Source organism: Azoarcus sp. KH32C (assembly GCF_000349945.1).
Taxonomy (GTDB): Bacteria; Pseudomonadota; Gammaproteobacteria; order Burkholderiales; family Rhodocyclaceae; genus Aromatoleum.
Genome location: NC_020516.1, coordinates 1,167,596 through 1,184,012 on the forward strand (window position 1 = coordinate 1,167,596; position 16,417 = coordinate 1,184,012).

The 16,417-nt window shown below is 63.1% G+C and carries 12 protein-coding genes and 1 tRNA gene; 9 read left to right on the forward strand and 4 right to left on the reverse strand.

The genetic code is table 11. The annotated features are described in order from the left end of the window. From prsK to AZKH_RS05320, 6 genes are all read left to right on the forward strand, one after another. Window positions 1-2,082 carry an XrtA/PEP-CTERM system histidine kinase PrsK gene (gene prsK, locus AZKH_RS05295; protein ID WP_015434709.1) on the forward strand — a complete coding sequence of 694 codons (2,082 nt, stop codon included), beginning with the start codon at window positions 1-3 and terminating at the stop codon, window positions 2,080-2,082. Further along, on the forward strand, window positions 2,079-3,437 hold the full coding sequence (prsR, locus tag AZKH_RS05300; RefSeq protein ID WP_015434710.1) for a PEP-CTERM-box response regulator transcription factor: 1,359 nt from the start codon (window positions 2,079-2,081) through the stop codon (window positions 3,435-3,437). The genes prsK and prsR overlap by 4 nt, the downstream gene beginning before the upstream one ends. A 2-nt stretch (window positions 3,438-3,439) precedes the next feature. Continuing rightward, window positions 3,440-6,235 carry an XrtA/PEP-CTERM system TPR-repeat protein PrsT gene (prsT, locus tag AZKH_RS05305; protein ID WP_015434711.1) on the forward strand — a complete coding sequence of 932 codons (2,796 nt, stop codon included), beginning with the start codon at window positions 3,440-3,442 and terminating at the stop codon, window positions 6,233-6,235. 63 nt (window positions 6,236-6,298) lie between these two features. Next, entirely contained in the window at window positions 6,299-7,579 is a 1,281-nt protein-coding gene (locus tag AZKH_RS05310; protein ID WP_041655945.1) for a nucleotide sugar dehydrogenase, read from the forward strand. Between the two features lie 98 nt (window positions 7,580-7,677). Continuing rightward, window positions 7,678-8,595 (forward strand): transglycosylase SLT domain-containing protein, encoded by a 918-nt coding sequence (locus AZKH_RS05315; protein WP_156822038.1) that lies wholly within the window; start codon window positions 7,678-7,680, stop codon window positions 8,593-8,595. Next, window positions 8,592-9,386, forward strand: a complete 795-nt coding sequence (locus AZKH_RS05320; RefSeq protein ID WP_015434714.1) for a serine protease — start codon at window positions 8,592-8,594, stop codon at window positions 9,384-9,386. The genes AZKH_RS05315 and AZKH_RS05320 overlap by 4 nt, the downstream gene beginning before the upstream one ends. Before the next feature lie 13 nt (window positions 9,387-9,399). Here AZKH_RS05320 and AZKH_RS05325 read toward each other — a convergent pair. Continuing rightward, a tRNA-Arg gene (locus AZKH_RS05325) sits at window positions 9,400-9,471 on the reverse strand. A 110-nt stretch (window positions 9,472-9,581) separates the two neighbouring features. On the opposite strand from AZKH_RS05325, the gene AZKH_RS05330 reads away from it, so the two are divergent. After that, entirely contained in the window at window positions 9,582-11,492 is a 1,911-nt protein-coding gene (locus AZKH_RS05330; RefSeq protein WP_015434715.1) for an ATP-binding cassette domain-containing protein, read from the forward strand. 6 nt (window positions 11,493-11,498) lie between these two features. Here AZKH_RS05330 and AZKH_RS05335 read toward each other — a convergent pair whose 3' ends face one another. The 3 genes from AZKH_RS05335 to AZKH_RS05345 are packed head-to-tail and all read right to left on the reverse strand — an operon-like array spanning window position 11,499 to window position 13,907. Next, window positions 11,499-12,404 (reverse strand): hypothetical protein, encoded by a 906-nt coding sequence (locus AZKH_RS05335; protein WP_015434716.1) that lies wholly within the window; start codon window positions 12,402-12,404, stop codon window positions 11,499-11,501. A gap of 19 nt (window positions 12,405-12,423) precedes the next feature. Further along, window positions 12,424-12,999 carry a LemA family protein gene (locus tag AZKH_RS05340; protein WP_015434717.1) on the reverse strand — a complete coding sequence of 192 codons (576 nt, stop codon included), beginning with the start codon at window positions 12,997-12,999 and terminating at the stop codon, window positions 12,424-12,426. Window positions 13,000-13,049: 50 nt separating this feature from the next. After that, on the reverse strand, window positions 13,050-13,907 hold the full coding sequence (locus tag AZKH_RS05345; protein WP_015434718.1) for an HDOD domain-containing protein: 858 nt from the start codon (window positions 13,905-13,907) through the stop codon (window positions 13,050-13,052). A gap of 189 nt (window positions 13,908-14,096) precedes the next feature. Here AZKH_RS05345 and AZKH_RS05350 point away from each other — a divergent pair, with 189 nt between their 5' ends. Continuing rightward, window positions 14,097-15,095, forward strand: a complete 999-nt coding sequence (locus tag AZKH_RS05350) for an oxidoreductase (protein ID WP_015434719.1) — start codon at window positions 14,097-14,099, stop codon at window positions 15,093-15,095. A gap of 24 nt (window positions 15,096-15,119) precedes the next feature. Then, window positions 15,120-16,301, forward strand: coding sequence for a response regulator (locus AZKH_RS05355; RefSeq protein WP_015434720.1), 1,182 nt, complete (start codon window positions 15,120-15,122; stop codon window positions 16,299-16,301). Window positions 16,302-16,417: the final 116 nt, after the last annotated feature.

Here is a 16,417-nt window from a genome sequence, read left to right on the forward strand (position 1 = left end):
GTGACTGCTGCCATCGTGGCCTATGGAGTGGCGGCCTGTGCCTTTGCTCTCCTGGCCATTCAGCTGATGCGTGGCTGGCGGGGAGGCCTTCCCGCCGGATTGCTGCTAGCGGCAGTGGTTGCGAGCGGGCTATGGGCGACGGCCAATAGCGTCTTTTCCTATTTGCGTGTGGATTGGATCGGGCAACTGGCCTGGGTGCTGGATGTCGCGCGCCAGGCATGCTGGCTCGGGTTCATGGTCGTCTTGTTGCAGCCGCTCGGTGGCAGGAAGAGCAGCTGGCCGGTGGTCGGAGCGACGCTTGTCGTGCTCGCCGAATGCGCGAGTATCGTTTCGGCCGGGTTTGGGCTCACGTTCGGCGAGTTTGGCAACGGGGTGCGGCTCGGGAGCTTTCTTGCGGGCGCGGTGTTTGGTCTGGTGCTCGTGGAACAGGTGTATCGGGGAACGCCCGGCGAGTTCCGCTGGGGGCTCAAGCCGCTTTGCCTGGCGGTTGGGGCGACGAATGTTTTCGAGTTGTATTTCTTTGCCGATGGGATGTTATTCGGGCGTCTGGACGCCGATCTATGGAGCGTGCGAGGGGCCGCGAGCGCGTTATCGCTGCCGCTGATCGCGGTATCGGCCGGGCGTATTCCGTCCTGGACGCTGAAGATTGCCGTGTCCCGCGTGATGGTCTTTCATTCGACCGCACTGGCCTTGTCCGGGATGTATCTGATCGTCATTGCGGCGGTGGGTTACTACGTCCGGTATGTGGGCGGGGACTGGGGGCGGGCGCTGCAGTTGGTGCTGTTATTCGGTGGTGTACTGTCGCTGGGCGTGCTGCTGTTTTCGGGCGCCCAAAGGGCGCGTCTGCGGGTCTTTCTCAATAAGCATCTGTTTCCGTACCGGTACGACTACCGGTTGGAATGGCTGAGGTTCACGCAAGCGCTTTCCGATGCGGGGGGGACACTGGATCTGGGCCAGTCGGTGATCAAGGCTTTGTCGGATCTGGTCGAGAGCTCGGGCGGCGCAATGTGGCTCAAAGATGCAGCGGGACGATTCACGCCTCACGCGCGTTTGAATCAGTCGTCGATCGATGCGGTGGAAGAGGAGGATAGTGTTTTCTGCCGCTTCCTCGATGAGCGGGAATGGGTGATCAGTCTTGAGGAGTACCGGATTCGACCGGGGCACTACGGCGGGCTGGTGTTGCCATCCTGGTTGTCGATGATTCCCGATGCGTGGCTGATCTTGCCGCTGAAATCCGCCGGCACCCTGGTCGGGTTCGTCGTGCTGAATACGCCTCGCACGCCGTTTGACATCGATTGGGAGGTGTTGGACTTGCTGAAGACGGCGCAGCGACAGGCCGCGAGTTACCTGGCGCGCATGCAGGCGGCCGAGGCGCTGCTGGAGGCGAGAAAGTTCGATTCGTTCAACCGGATGACGGCGTTTGTCGTACATGACCTGAAGAATCTCGTGGCTCAGCTGTCGCTCGTGTTGAGGAATGCCGAGCGGCACAAGGACAACCCTGAGTTCCAGGCGGACGTGCTGGCGACGGTCGCACACGTGGAGGGGCGCATGCGTGCCTTGATGTTGCAGTTGCAGGAGAAGCGCTCGATCGATCCCCCACGCCGCGTCGACGTGGCCCATCACCTTGCCGCAATCTGTCTCGCGAATCGCCATCGACGGCCGTCCGTTGAACTCGAAGGCGAGCCGGCAGCCGCGGAGGTCATGGCGCATCCCGAGCGGCTGGAGCGGATCCTGGGGCATCTGGTGCAGAACGCGCTGGACGCGACGCCGGATAGCGGACGCGTGTCCGCTCGCGTTGAACCGGCGCGTGATGGACTCGTCCGGATCGTCGTCGAGGATACCGGGTGCGGAATGACAAAGGATTTCATGCGTGAGCGTTTGTTTCGTCCCTTCCATACCAGCAAGTCCGGTGGTATGGGAATAGGAGTGTTCGAAGCGCAGCAGTATCTCAATGAGTTGGGAGGAGCGATCGTGTTCGAAAGCGAGCCTGGGCGTGGAACGCGGGTGACGGTGACGTTGCCGGCTGTCACGCGCGACTCTCAGGCGCGGGCTGAATCGGGCATTTTGGCGCACGGATCATGAACCAGAAACTCAGGCCTTTGTTGATCGTCGAGGACGATCCTGCGCTGCAGAAGCAAATGCGCTGGGCGTTTGATGCGTTTGAAACCGTATTGGCGGAAGACCGTGAAGGGGCGATTACACAGTTGCGCCGCTACGAGCCCGCTGTTGTCACAATGGATCTCGGGCTGCCGCCAAGTCCTGGGGATGTGACCGAGGGTTTTCGCCTGCTCGGGGAGATCCTGGCGCTGGCGCCGGACACCAAAGTCATCGTACTGACCGGGCAACACGACCGGGAGAACGCGCTGAAGGCGGTCGCAATGGGCGCCTACGATTTCTTCGGCAAGCCGTTCGAGCCGGAACTGCTTGGCCTGACAATCGATCGAGCCTTCCGGCTGCACGATCTGCAGGCCGAAAACGCGCGCCTGAAGGAGCGTCAGGGAAGCGTGCTTGCGGGCATCCTCACTCGTGACCCGGGGATGCTGAAGCTGTGCCGAACGATCGAAAAAGTGGCCCCGGCGAACGTGTCCGTCGCCTTGCTCGGAGAAAGCGGGACGGGCAAGGAGATCTTCGCGCGAGCCTTGCATGGATTGTCCTCGCGGGCGAAAGGGCGTTTCGTCGCGGTGAACTGCGCGGCGATTCCGGAGCCTTTGCTCGAGAGCGAATTGTTCGGTTACGAGAAGGGCGCTTTCACGGGGGCCGCGAAGCAGACGCCAGGAAAGATCGAAACGGCTAATGGCGGTACTTTCTTCCTCGATGAAATCGGCGATCTCCCAATGTCCCTGCAGGCAAAGTTGCTGCGCTTCCTGCAGGAGCGTGTAATCGAGCGGCTTGGCGGAAGGGGCGAGATCCCCGTGGATGTGCGGGTGATTTGCGCCACGCATCGGGACCTGAAGGCGCTGATCAGCACCGGTCAGTTCCGCGAGGATTTGTATTACCGGCTTGCTGAAATCGTGATCGATATTCCTCCTCTGCGCGACCGAGAAGGGGACGCGGGCTTGCTCGCGCATGCGTTCGTGCAACGTTATGCGGCGGAGTTGGGGCGAGGGTCGCTGCATCTCGGGGACGATGCGGTTGCGTCAATTGAGGCGCATAACTGGCCGGGGAATATCCGCGAACTGGAAAATTGCCTGAAGCGCGCGGTGATCATGACGGAGACGAGCCGGATCTCGGCGCAGGACCTTGGACTCGACAAGGTCGAAGACAATCTTGAACACCTGAATCTCCGTCAGGTGCGGGACGAGGCGGAGCGCCGTGCCGTCGTCCGGGTGCTTGCCCGTACAAACGGCAATATCGCTCGGGCGGCGGACGTACTCGGGATTAGCCGCCCGTCTCTTTACGACCTGATGAACCGCTTCGGACTGAAAAGGGAGAACTAACCATGCAGCGTCCGGTGAGGGTACGACCCGCAATTAGGCTGACCCTGCTGGCAGCGCTATGTGCGGTCGGGCTGTCCGCTTGTTCCGATTCGCCCACGGAAAGAGTTGCATCCGCGCAGAAGTTTCTCGACAAGAATGACGTCAATGCGGCGAGCATCGAGCTGAAAAGTGCGCTGCAAAAAGACCCGAAGCTGGCCGAGGCGCGCTATCTGTTGGGGACGGTTAACCTGCGCCAGGGCGATGCGGCGGGCGCCGTCAAGGAGTTGCGACGGGCTTCGGAATTCGGAGTTTCCGCGTTGCGGGTAAGCCCTGTCCTGGCACGGGCACTGCTCAGGCAGGGGGAGGTCGACCAGGTTCTGAAGGAGTTTGAGGGTGTTCGGCTTGAGGAGCCCGGGGCCGATGCACAACTGCTCGCGGCGGTTGGCGAGGCGCACTTACGCAAGGGTGAAGTGGATCAGGCGAAAACGGCTTTCGATGCTGCGCTCCAGCAAGTTGCGACGGACCCCGCCGCGCGCATCGGCATTGGCCGGGTCAAGTTCGCGAAGGGCGACACCGACGGCGCCATGGCAGACGCCGATGCGGTGCTGTCCGAAAAGGTGACCGGCAATCTTGCGGCCGATGCGCACGCTTTGCGCGCCGACGTTCTGATTGTCCGGAACAAGCCGAGCGAAGCGATTGCGGAGTTGGACGCGGCGGTCAAGGCTCAGCCGGATGCCATCAACTATCACTTCACGCTGATTTCGTTGCTGTTGCATCAGGATGATCTCGATGGGGCGGTGACACGCTTGGCCGCGATGCAGAAGGTGGCTGCCAAGCATCCGCTGACCCGCTTTCTTCAGGCGACCGTCGATTTTAGGAAAGGTAGTCTTGCTTCCGCCCGGGAGAACGTGGATGAGGCGGTGTGGCAGAGTCCCACTTATCTCCCGGCACGATTTCTCGCCGGCCTGGTTCATGCGCGTCTCAATGAACATCTGATTGCGCTGGGACACTTCAACGCCGTGTTGGCCAGTGTGTCGAACCATCAAGGGGCGCGCCTGGCGCTCGCGCGTTCGGAACTTGCGCTGGGGGATGCGGAGCACGCGTTGGAGACTATTCAGCCCTTGCTCGACGGGAGGAGCCAGGATCCGGAAGTGCTGCGCTTGGCTGGGCAGATCTATGTGGCAAGCGGAAACATGGAGGCTGCATCCCGCCGGTTTGCCGAGCTGGTCGCTGTACAGCCGGGGGACGCGCAGGCGCGTACCCAGCTGGGTGTCACGAAAATGCTGGCGAGCAAGGGTGACAGCGGCATCGGGGATCTGGAAGCGGCTTCAAAATTGGAGTCCGACGACGGGGAGGCTGAAACGGCCCTGATCCTGACCTATATGGGCAGGGGGGAAACGGAACGGGCCGCCGCGGTATTGCGTGAAATGGAGGCCAAGCACGCCGACGATCCGAAGACATACACCGTCAAAGGTGGCGTTCTTCTTGCAAGAAAGGACGTTTCGGGTGCGCGGCAGGCGTTCGAGAAGGCTGTATCGCTCAAGACGGATTACCTGCCGGCCGTCGCAGGTCTGGCTCGCATGGATATCGAAGCGAAACGGCCGCAAGACGCAGTCGGTCGTCTGGAGGCGATCGTGCAGAAGAGCCCGGCGGACGTCGGGGCGGCGATGATGCTGGCCGACGTTCTCGTGCAGACGGGGGCCAAGCCGGAGGCCGTGCGCGCAGTCCTGGAGCGGGCTGCCAACGCCAATCCCACGGCAACCGTGCCGCGGTTGGCGCTGATTGAACACGACCTGCGTCAGCGTGACGCGAAGCGGGCGCTGAAGACCGCGATCGAGTTGGCGGCGGCGCAGCCCAACGAGGCTCGCGTGTTCCGCGCACTGGGCCGGGCACAACTGGCGGCGGACGATAAGCCGCAGGCGGTTATGGCCTTCACGAAGCAGGCGAATCTGGCACCGCGTTCCGTGGTGCCGCTCATCGAGTTGTCTGACGCTCAGAGACTATCCAAGGATCTCGACGGGGCAGAGCAATCCCTGCGGCGTGCGCTCGCCCTCCGGCCGGATCACCTGGATGTTCAGCAGCGTCTCATTTCGCTATATGTCGAGGAAAAGCGTGACGGCGAAGCATTGATGCTCGCCAGGAATATCCAGAAACAGCGTCCGAAGGCTGTCATTGGTTTGCTGCTGGAGGCTGACGTCTATGTGTCGAAGAAGGATTGGGCCTCCACGGTTGCGGTTTTGAAACGGGCTTTGGAACTGGAAAAGGCGCCCCAGATCGTCACCCGCTTGCATGCCGCACAGCTGCTGGCCGGCAAGAGAGGCGAGGCGGATGCATTGGTGTCAGGGTGGTTGCGCAGCAATCCCAAAGATTTCGTGGTGCCGTCATATCTCGCGGACCGCGCAATGGCCGAAGGGCGTTTGACGGACGCCGAAAGACTCTATGCAGATGTCAATCGACTCAAGCCCAACGACCCGGCAGTGATCAACAACATGGCCTGGCTCGCGGGGCAGAGGAAGGACCCGCGGGCTCTTACGCTTGCCGAGCAGGCTGCGAGTCTCGCTCCGGGCAGCGCGGCGGTGGCCGATACCTTGGGTATGCTGCAGGTGGAAATGGGGCAGTCGGACAAAGGGGTCGAGAGCCTGCGGCGCGCCGTGTCTCTCGCGCCGAACGCGCCGGGAATCAGGATGAATCTCGCACGAGCCTTCGCCAAGCTCGGCCGCAAGGACGAGGCACGCAAGGAGGCCGATTTGCTGCTACAGTCGCTGCCCGCGGATAGCCCGTTGCGGGCGGAAGTCGTTGCGCTCAAGGGAACGCTCTGATGCCGTGGCTGCGTCGCTATCCGTCTGGCATTGCTGTCGCTGACAAATAGAGGAATGTATTTCATGACGACAATCGGAGTCATTGGCCTGGGGTACGTCGGTCTGCCGCTCGCTGTCGAATTCGGCAAGAAGTTCCGGACCGTCGGGTTTGACCTTTCGGCGGAAAAGGTGGCTGCGTACGGGCAGCACTTCGACCCGACCGGTGAGGTGGCCAGCGAGGATCTGCGGGCGGCGACGCAGCTTTCTTGCCACACCGATGCATCGGTGATCCGCGAGGCGGATTTCATCGTGGTTGCCGTTCCGACCCCGGTGGACGATGCGCATCAGCCCGATTTTTCGCCCTTGGTCGGCGCTTCACAGACCGCCGGGCGCAATCTGAAGCGCGGGGCGATCGTGGTATTCGAATCAACCGTGTATCCCGGAGCGACCGAGGAGATCTGCATACCGATCATCGAGCGGGAGTCGGGGCTGAAGTGGAAGAAGGATTTCTTCGTCGGCTATTCCCCTGAGCGTATCAACCCTGGCGACAAGGAACGCACCGTCACGAAGATCGTCAAGGTGGTGTCCGGGGACACTCCGGAGACGCTTGCGAAGGTCGGCGAAATCTACGGCGCGATCATCACAGCTGGTGTCTTCCCCGCGAGTTCGATCAAGGTTGCCGAAGCGGCGAAGGTCATCGAGAACACGCAGCGCGACCTGAACATCGCGCTGATGAACGAGTTGGCTGTCCTCTTTCACAAGATCGGCATCGACACGCTCGAAGTGCTCGAGGCGGCCGGGACAAAGTGGAATTTCCTGCCTTTCCGTCCGGGCTTGGTCGGAGGGCACTGCATCGGTGTCGATCCGTATTACCTGACGCACAAGGCGGAGATGCTCGGCCATCATCCGGACGTGATTCTTGCCGGTCGCCGCATCAACGACGGCATGGGCAAGTATGTGGCCGAGCAGACGGTGAAGCAGATGATCGGCGCGGGGCATCCGATTCGCGGGTGCGACGTCGTCGTGCTCGGCCTCACGTTCAAGGAAAACTGTCCGGACCTGCGCAACAGCAAGGTGATCGACGTGATCCGCGAACTCGAAAGCTTCGGTTGCCGGGTCCATGTGCACGATCCGGTGGCGAATCCTGACGAGGCGACGCATGAATATGGGGTCCAGTTGACTGCATGGGAAGACTTGCCCACTGCAGCGGCGATCGTCGCCGCGGTGTCGCACAAAGCCTATCTCGAAATGCCGATTGAACAGATTTGCGCGAAACTGCAGCCGGGGGGGGTCTTTGCGGACGTGAAATCGGCCTATGACCGCGACGCGATTGCGGCCGCGGGGGGAATTGCCTGGCGCTTGTAGGGCGCTCTTGCGAACGTAATCGAGGGGGCCATGCCCCAGCGGGAGGGATGACGATGATGTCATGCTACGGTTCGGATCCGGCACGTCGTTTCCCTCGAATGCTGTCGCTGGCGCTGTGTTTGTCGGTCGTCCCTCTTCAGGCGCTGCCCGCAGACCCTTTGACGGCGGTCGCTGCCAACGAAGCCGTCTTTCCGCGAACGGAGCGCGATCTTCTCTCGGAGGCGGAGCGCTTCGAACACGGGGAGGGGGTGGCGCGTGACCCGTCGCGAGCGGCCGCACTGTATTGCGAAGCAGTGCTCCTCGGCAGCGCCGACGCGATGTACGCGCTTGGCTGGATGTATGCCAACGCGCGCGGCGTGCAGCGCGACGACGGTCTTGCGGGAACCCTGTTTGCCATGGCCGCCTTTCTCGGCCATGCGCAGGCGGCAAACCTCAGCCGTTACACGGGTGAATATTCCGGCCGCGTGCCGGCTTGTCTGTTGCCGCGGCGCACCGTGGTGGCCGATTCGCAGTGGGATCCGGAAGCTCACATCGAGGCGCTCGAACCGGAGCGGCGCGAGATCGCCCGCATGGTCGTCAAGCTCGCACCCGACTATCAGATCAGTCCGCGTCTTGCCCTGGCGATCGCACTGACCGAGTCGCGGTTCAATCCCGTCGCCGTATCCCCGAAGAGCGCGATGGGTGTGATGCAGCTCATCCCGGATACGGCGGCGCGCTTCAATGTCCGCAATCCCTTCGATCCAGTGCAGAACATCCGGGGAGGGCTGGCATATCTGCGCTGGTTGTTGGCGTATTTTCGCGGCGACGTGGCGCTCGCCGCGGCGGGTTACAACGCTGGAGAAAAGGCGGTCGATCGGTATCGTGGTATTCCGCCTTACCCGGAGACAAAGGCCTACGTGACCCGCATCCTGGACTTCGTCAAGGTCGGGCATCACCCCTACGACAGTCGGATCGTTGAACCCAGCAACCTGAAAGCTGCGCCGGGGCAGTCGGAGCGCCCACGGGGGCCTTTGTGACGCCGGCTCTGATCGATCGTCTTCAGCGTTGTTGGCACATTTTGCTTTGCGTCATTCTGCCGACGTGCGGCATCTCGCCGTGCGTGTTTGCCGCCGAATTGACGCAAACCGTATTGCGCATCAAGCCGTCAGTCGTTGCGGTAGGTACGTTCCAGCGTACAAGAAATCCGGCGTTTCGCTTTCTCGGCACCGGTTTCGCCGTCGGAAACGGCCACATCATTGCAACAAATGCGCATGTTGTACCGCAGTCGATTGCGGACGACCAGAAGGAGGTTCTGGTCATCGCGATTCCCGGCGCGCAGCGCGGGGGCATTCGTCCGGTGTCACCGATCGCAGTCGATGCCAACAGCGATCTTGCCATCCTTCGTCTCGAAGGAGAGCCGCTGCCGCCGCTGTCGCTGGGCGACGGCGCCCTTGTCAGCGACGGTCAGACGATTGCCTTTACCGGATTCCCGATCGGCAGCGCCCTGGGCCTGACGCCAGTGACGCATCGAGGGATCGTGTCGGCTGTCACGCCGCTCGGGATACCGCAGGGTAGCGCGCGTGATCTGAATGCAACCTTGATCCGACGCCTGGTTGAAGGCGCATTCAAGGTCTATCAGCTTGATGCGACCAGTTACCCCGGTAATAGCGGCAGCCCGATGTTCGATGCCGAAACGGGCGAAGTGCTTGGGGTCGTGAATATGGCCTTCGTGAAGAAGACGAAGGAGAGTGCGCTGAGTGATCCTTCCGGGATTTCCTACGCGATACCGGTGGTCCACTTGAAGGCGCTTCTGAAAGGTGCCGAATAGGTATTCGGCCGCGTCCCCTCGACAGGAATCGAACCTGTATCTAGCGCTTAGGAGGCGCTCGTTCTATCCATTGAACTACGAGGAGAAGGAGCGCGCAATTCTATCTGGTTGAAGGCTTATTACCAAGTGCGGGAATTCGCGCGGGGGCCTCGGCGGGCCGGTAGAATGCACATCCCCTTCGATGAGTAACAAGCCATGCCTCTGCTGTCGGTCGATAACGCCTGTCTTGCCTTCGGCCACGTCGATCTTCTCGATCATGCCGAATTCCAGCTCGATGCCGGCGAGCGCGTGGCCTTGATCGGTCGCAATGGTTCGGGAAAGTCCAGCCTGTTGAAGGCCTTGGCCGGGCAAGCGGCGCTCGACGACGGCACGGTGTGGCGCCAGTCGGGGCTGGTGGTGGCCTACGTGCCGCAGGAAGCGGATTTTCCGCATGATCGCGATGTGTTCACGACGATCGCCGACGGGCTTGGGGACGTTGCACGTCTTCTCGTGGACTACCATGCCGCGATGCATGCCGTGGCGGAGTCGGCGGACCCCGAGGCGCTCGCCCGACTCGATGCGCTTCAGCATGCCGTCGAGGCGGCCGACGCCTGGCGGCTTAATCGTCGCGTGGAGGAAGTGATCGAGCGGCTCGCCCTGCCCGGCGATGCGCTGGTGTCGAGCCTCTCCGGCGGCGGTGTGAAGCGCGTTGCGCTGGCGCGGGCGCTGGTTGCCGAGCCGGACCTGCTGTTGCTCGACGAACCGACGAACCACCTCGACATCGACGGCATCCTGTGGCTCGAGTCCCTGATTCGTGAGTTCCGCGGTGCGGTCGTCGTCATCACCCACGATCGCGTGTTCCTGGATAACGTCGCGACGCGGATCGTCGAACTCGATCGCGGCACCTTGCGCAGCTATCCGGGCCGTTTCGGCGACTATCAGCGCCGTAAGGCCGAAGAACTGGAGTCCGAGGGGAAGGCCAGCGCGCGCTTCGACAAGGTCCTCGCGCAGGAAGAGGTCTGGATTCGCAAGGGCGTCGAGGCCCGTCGCACCCGTAACGAAGGGCGCGTGCGGCGTCTCGAGGCCTTGCGCCGCGAACGGGCCGCGCGGCGCGAGCGGCTGGGCAGCGTCAAGTTCGCAGTCGACAAGGGCGACCAGAGCGGACAGCTCGTCGCCGAATTGACCGACGTGACGAAGCGTTTCGGGCAGCGGACGGTTGTACGCGATTTCTCGACGCGCATCATGCGTGGCGACCGAGTGGGCCTGATCGGTCCCAACGGCGCGGGCAAGACGACGCTGCTCAAACTGATCCTCGGTGAGCTCGAACCCGACGAAGGGACGGTGCGCCGCGGCACGCGCCAGAGCGTCGCGTATTTCGACCAGCTGCGCGCACAGCTCGACCCCGAGCTGGCGCTGACCGAAGTGATCAGCCCGGGATCGGATTTCGTCGAGATCGGCGGCGAGCGCAAGCACGTGATCGGCTATCTCGGCGACTTCCTGTTCGCTCCGGAACGGGCGCGTTCGCCGGTGAAGTCGCTTTCGGGGGGCGAGCGCAATCGTCTGCTGCTGGCGCGACTTTTTGCGCGTCCCGCCAATGTGATGGTGCTCGACGAGCCGACGAACGACCTCGACATCGAAACGCTCGATCTCCTCGAAGAACTCCTTGCCGGTTACGACGGGACACTCTTTCTCGTCAGCCACGACCGGGCCTTCCTCGACAACGTCGTCACCCAGGTGATCGCCGCCGAAGGCGATGGACGCTGGGGCGAGTATGCGGGCGGTTATGTGGACTGGCAGCGCGTCAAGCAGGCCGACGCGGAGCGCGAAGCCGAGCGGGCGAAGGCGGTTTCCTCGCCCAAGCCGCAGGCCGCGGTGGCACCAGCGAAGCCGGCGGCGCGACCGGGCAAGTTGTCGTTCAACGAGAAGCGCGAACTTGAGGCGCTTCCGGACCGGATTGCAGCATTGGAGGCGGAGCAGGGCGATCTGCACACGCGCATGGCCGATCCTGCGCTCTATCAGCAGGGGCCGCAGGAAGTCGCGCGGATCAAGGCGCGTCTCGATGAACTCGACATTGAAGTCGAGATCGCGATGAACCGCTGGATGGAGCTCGAGAGTCGCCAGGGCTGAGGCGCGTCACAAGAAGCGGCCGTGGCCTTGATACCAGGCTGCGGCGGCGGCTGTGCCGAGGAACACCAGGAGATGGAAGGCGGACCACAAGCGATAGCGCCAGGCGAGTGCAGCCGGGCTCAGGTCCGAAATCAAGTATAGCGAGCCGGTCGTCGGCTTGCGCACGACGTGACACTCGGCCGCATTGAGGGCCTCGTCGCGCAGCTTGACCGCTTCGCGCCGCGCCTGGCTGCGGGCGAGCTCCCATTCGCGCATGTCGATTTCGCCGTTGCCGTCGAGATCGAAACGTTGGAGCAGGCTTTTTCGATCCGATTTCCAGTGTTCGAGGAGTTCGCGAACCTGGCGCGAGATATCGAAGTCGGGGGAAATGCTGCCGAGCGTCGCGAAATCGCCGAGCACGTACACGCGGTCTTGGGAGATCAGGCTCCATTGCGTGTGCCGGGTGTCTCCGTGGCGAAAGACCTCGTTGCGGCTGACCATCATGTCCGCGCCTTCGGGATCCACGGCACACGTGCCGCTGCCGTCGTCGAGCAGGAATGAGGCGTCGCTTTCGTTGGTGCCGACATGGTGCCACTTGCCGTCGGTTCGGCGCTCTTCGGTCTTTACGCGGTACCACAGCACCGGCAACCCATTCACGGGAGACAGCAGCGGTGTTCCGTCGAGTGGCTTGCCGCGCCCGCGAAGTTCCACATAGCCTTGTGCGGCGGAGGCGACGCGCGACGTGGGCGTGTCGGTGATGATGCGGACGGTGCGGAGCGAGCGTGCCCAACCGTACAAACCTGCGCCGAGCAGCATGCCGAGCGCGAGCACCCAGGGCCAGCCGGGCGGAGTCTTGATGATGATGACGACGGCGATGAGCTGCAGCGTCGGCAGCGTGACGTTGGCGATGTCACGGCGCAGGCGAGTCAGCATCCGTGCGTCCGGCACCGGATCAGGCGCTGAATAGCGCCTTCAGGTCGACGTCGGCCTTCTCGACGGTCGCGAATTCCAGCAGGGGCTTGGCATCGAACTGGAACATTCGGGCGATGAACACGTCCGGAAACTGTTCGATGCGGACGTTGTGCAGGTTGACCGACTCGTTGTACCACTCACGGCGGTCGGCGATGCTGTTTTCCAGCGCCGTGATGCGCGACTGGAGCTGCATGAAGTGCTCGTTGGCCTTCAATTCCGGGTAGGCCTCGGCAACCGCGAAGATCTGTCCGAGCCCCACGCGCAGCATGCCCTCGGCCTGACCCAGCGCGCCGACGTCCCGCTGTTCGCGCGCGCTTGCAACGCGGGCGCGCGCTTCGGTCACGCGTTGCAAGGTCTTCTGCTCGAACTGCTTGTACTGCTTGCAGACCTCGACGAGTTTGGGCAGCTCATCATGCCGCTGCTTGAGCAGCACGTCGATGTTCGCCCACGCCTTCGAGATGTTGTGCTTGAGTTGCACGAGCCCGTTGTAGGCCACGACGGCATAGAGCACGCCGACGACAACGACGCCGAGCAGGACGGCTGCGGAAACGCTCATGGTATCTCCCTCCCTATTCGCGCTGCATCATACCAAAGCATGCCGGGAGTTCAGGTTGCGGGAGGCACGAAGCGGAAGAGCTCTTCCTGGGGGACCCCAAGCCGCGAGAGCAGGGTTTCGCGGTTCAGGCGCACCAGACTTTCGATCTCCGCGATGTCGTCCGGCAAGGCGTCGTTGTCCCAGCCGTTCGACAGATGACGTGCAAAATTTGCAGCGAGGACGACGTTTCGCACGCGTGGATGATCAGCGAGGGTCTCGTCCATCAAGTTGGTCAGCAACTCGGGGAGCTGCCACGTTCGCACCAGGGCGAACAGGATCTCCTGCGCCGTCACACCGAACACCGCTCGCTGGGCATCCGGGCTGCGCAGCCAGCGGTCGCCGCGTTGCATGTCATAGACCTGCTGGGTCAGGTTCGGCGCGGCAATCCAGCACAGGATCTCCACGGCCTCCTGCAGCAGCGCGGCGACGGTAATCTCGTCGACGTCCAGGTCGTGGCGCAGGATTGCCCAGTCGCGGGCGTAGTGCGAGGCGCGCCGGGCGCGGGCGATGACCTTCAGTACGCCGACCAGCGCCTTCGGATGCGCGACGAGCGTGTCCTCGACCGTCGGCATGTTGGCGAAGCGGTCGAAAAAGGGCGCGAGGCCCATCATCATGATCGCGCGGTCGATCGTCGTGATGTCGTGATTCTGTTTCGCCGGGCGGTTCGCCTGCAGCGTCGTCAGCAACTTCATCGTCATCAAGGGATCGGCCAGCACGACCGCAGCCACCGCCTTGGCACCCAAGCCGTCCTGCCGGTCGCGCAGCGCGGCCAGTTCCTTGACCGTGCGGCGCAGCACCGGAACGTCCTGCGTGGACATGAATTCGACGTAGGCTGTGACCGAGGGAAGAGGAGTGTCGATGAAGCCCATGGTGGTAACACCGTGTGTCGATGAGACGATTATCGGCTCGGGGGCCCGGGAAATGAAGGGGGAATTTGGGCTAATGCGGCGAAACGGCCGCGCTTTCACAGGGGCGTCGCGGTGAATTGGCTATAATCGGGCGAAAAATCACGACGGCGTCGTCTACAGGCGCCCGCAACCGCAGAGGAGTACGGCACAGTGAGTGCACCGTTCAAAGCGTTTCTGATCGATCAGGATGAAGGCAAGAAAGTCGTCAGCGGCATGGGGACGCTGGATCGCGATGGTCTCGACGCCGGCGAAGTGCTGATCAAGGTGCATTACTCGAGCATCAACTACAAAGATGCACTGGCGGCGACCGGCGCCGGAAAGATCATCCGGCGTTTCCCGTGCGTCGGCGGCATCGACCTCTCCGGTGAAGTCGTGGACAGCATCGATGCCCGTTTCCGTCCGGGCGACAAGGTCATTGCCACGAGCTTCGACATTGGCGTCGCGCACCACGGCGGTTACGCCGAATACGCGCGGGTGCCGGCCGGCTGGGTGGTGCCGCTGCCCGCGGGACTGGATCTGCTGGAGGCGATGGCCCTGGGCACGGCGGGTTTCACCGCAGCGCTCGGCATCGTGCGCATGGAAGACAACGGCCTCGCCCCGGCAAATGGCCCGGTCGTGGTCACCGGTGCGACGGGGGGCGTCGGCGGGCTCGCGATCGACATGCTGTCGCAGCTCGGTTACCACGTCGTCGCGTTGACCGGCAAGGAATCAGAGTCCGACTACCTGAAGATGCTCGGCGCGGCCGAGATCCTGCTGCGGAATACAATCGACTTCGAGAAGGTGCGTCCGCTCGAAGCGGGCCGTTGGGCAGGGGCGGTCGACAACGTGGGCGGGCAGATCCTGCACTGGATCCTCGCGACGATGAAGCAGGCCGGCACCGTCGCGAGCATCGGCAATGCGGCGAGCTTTAACATCAACACGACGGTCTTCCCGTTCATCCTGCGCGGCGTGAGCCTGCTCGGGGTCGATTCGGGCTACATGGGATTTCCGACGCGCAAGAAAGTGTGGGACCGGCTCGCGACCGACCTCAAGCCGAGGCATCTGGCTGCCGTTACCAGGACTATTGCATTCGACGAGCTGCCGGCCGCATTCGAGGCATTCATCAGGGGTGAGGTCAAGGGGCGCACGGTCGTGCGTATCGGCGCCTGACCCGCAGCAAGAGGATTCCGCAGCATGGGCGAGCCTGAGCAGCAACCATTGCCGAAGGTGCTGATCGTCGACGACTCGCGCATGGTGCGGGCGTCGATCGTCAAGCTGATACGGGGCCGCTTCGAATTCCGCGAGGAATCCGACGGCGAAGCGGGTTGGCAGGCGCTGCTGGTCGACCCCACGATCGAGCTTGTGCTCACCGACATCGGGATGCCGCAGCTCGACGGCTATGGCCTGCTGGAGCGCATCCGTGCGTCGCAGCTGTCGCGGATCCACGAGCTTCCGGTGATCGTGATCTCCGGTGAGGAAGACGGGGGGGCGCGTGAGCGCGCGCGCCAGCTCGGTGCCAACGATTTCATCACGAAGGGAATCGGCGCGACCGAACTGATCGCTCGTCTCGATTCGCTCACGCGGCTCGCCCAGACGACGCGCCAGCTCGAGGAAAGCCGTGCCGCGTTGGCGAGGCAAAGTCCGGTCGATCCGGTTTCGGGGCTGGCGACCGAATCCTACCTGAACTGGCGGGGCGAGCAGGACATGGCGCTCGCGCGTCGGCGCCAGGCCGATCTTTCCGTGCTGGTGCTGGAGATCGACCGCTATGACCAGCTCACTGCCCAATACGGGGCACATGTCGCCCAGCTCGTCACCCGCAAGCTGTCCGGCATGTTGTCGACCAAGGTCCGCAAGGAAGACACCGTCACGCAGATGACGCCGTCGCAGTTCGTCGTGCTGTCGCCGAGCACCGATCTCGCCGGTTGCGCGGCTTTTGCGCTGCGCATGCAGAAGGTTCTCGACAAGCTCGTCATGACCTATCGCGACGACCGCATCCGCATCAGCATCACGGTCGGTGTCGCGAGTTCCAGAGGCGACGGCGTGCAGACCGTCAGCGAGCTGATCAACGTCGCTACGGCGCGAACCGGCGCCGGCAAGCAGGCCGGCGGCAACCGCGTGGTCGGCGACCAGGGCGAGATCACGCAGGAGATGGTGGATCGCCTGCGGCAGCAGGTCGTGAGCATCGACCAGGCACTCGTCCAGGTCGGGCAGGGCGACACCGAAGAGATCGTCGCGCAACTGCCCGCAGTGGTCGCGACGCTCATGCCCTTGTTGCGTCTGATCGAGGCGCAACTCGGCTGCGGGATTCCTCTCGATCGTCTTAGTCACTACAATCCCAATTCCGCATCCGGCAACGACGGCACCCAGAAGGCCTGAAGTCGGAGCGGTAAAAAAAATTACAAAGCGGTAACAAGGTGGCGCGGCGCATCGCTCCGCAGTCCGAGCCTGTGCCGGATGCCCGATGTCATTCAAGTAATGCAGGGATCATTGTA